This is a genomic window from Prevotella sp. BV3P1 (assembly GCF_000479005.1).
Taxonomy (GTDB): Bacteria; Bacteroidota; Bacteroidia; order Bacteroidales; family Bacteroidaceae; genus Prevotella.
Map to the genome: position 1 here is coordinate 1 of NZ_AWXC01000056.1, position 1426 is coordinate 1426.

1 protein-coding gene is annotated in these 1426 nt (G+C 48.3%); it reads left to right on the plus strand.

Annotation, left to right across the window (positions count from 1 at the left end; translation table 11 throughout):
* Window positions 1–199: 199 nt before the first annotated feature.
* Entirely contained in the window at window positions 200–1156 is a 957-nt protein-coding gene (locus tag HMPREF1254_RS10515; protein ID WP_023058655.1) for an NAD-dependent epimerase/dehydratase family protein, read from the plus strand.
* The last annotated feature ends 270 nt before the right edge of the window (window positions 1157–1426 follow it).

Below are 1426 nucleotides of genomic sequence, written 5' to 3' on the forward strand. Positions count from 1 at the left end.
GGGATGTCAAAAAAAGTTGTTATTTTGCATAAAATAGACTGCGCCTCAATATAGAAAGTAAACTTTCTCTATGTTCGGTTTGCACTATTTTTGCACCAAATAGGCTGCGCCTTGACAAAGGAAACATGTTTACTTTGTATTCGGCTTGCACTATTTTTGCACCAAATCGTCTACTAAAGGTTAAAACACATCAAGAATAATGAAGAACATTTTGGTCATTGGGTCAACCGGACAGATTGGTTCGGAACTGACCAGAGAACTACGTAAACAGTATGGTAACAGTCATGTTGTGGCTGGATATATCATCGGGGCAGAGCCTACCGGTGAGCTAAAGGAGAATGGACCGTCGGCCGTGGCTGATGTCACGAACGGGGAACTTATCGCGAAGGTGGTTAAAGACTATCACATTGACACCATTTATAACCTCGCCGCCCTGCTCTCTGTGGTGGCAGAGTCGAAACCAAGGCTGGCTTGGAAGATTGGCATCGATGGCCTGTGGAACATTCTGGAGGTGGCACGCGAGAATCATTGTGCCGTGTTCACCCCCAGTTCGATAGGCTCGTTCGGTCCTACCACGCCGCATGACATGACGCCGCAGGACACCATTCAGCGCCCACAGACCATCTATGGCGTTTCAAAGGTGACCACCGAGCTGCTCAGCGATTACTATTTTCATAAATATGGCGTAGACACGCGTGCGGTAAGGTTCCCGGGTGTTATCTCGTACGTCACACCTCCAGGTGGTGGTACCACCGACTATGCCGTTGACATTTATTACAATGCCGTGCGTGGTGATCGCTTTGTTTGCCCCATCAAGGCTGGTACCAAGATGGATATGATTTACATGCCCGATACGTTGAAGGCTGCCATCATGCTCATGGAGGCCAATCCAGACAAGCTGATACACCGCAACGCCTTCAACATCGCATCGATGAGTTTCGACCCGGAGGAGATTTATGCGGCCATCAAGGAGCAAAAACCCGAGTTTGAAATGGTGTATGACGTGGATCCACTGAAACAAAGCATTGCAGAAAGCTGGCCCGACAGGATGGATGACAGTTGCGCCCGTGCTGAATGGGGATGGAATCCAACCTACGATTTGGAAAGCATGACCAAAGATATGTTGGAGAAATTGGCCATCAAACTCAACAAATAAGCTGAAAGAAGAGGCAGACCTGATCAGTTTTGAACGTGATTATAATAATGGCGCACACCCACAAGTGTTGCGCCATCTGCTTGAAACTAACGACCAGCAGTCGCTCACCTATGGCTTTGATGCATGGAGCGAGCGCGCCAAGGGAGGATCAAAGCGGTCTGTGAGGCATCCGATGCACAGGTGTTCTTCCTCACATGAGAGGAGAAAACGATAAGGCGTTTTCTGCCACAGAATAGTTATAAAAGGATGGTGACTTACGGTATGTTCTGG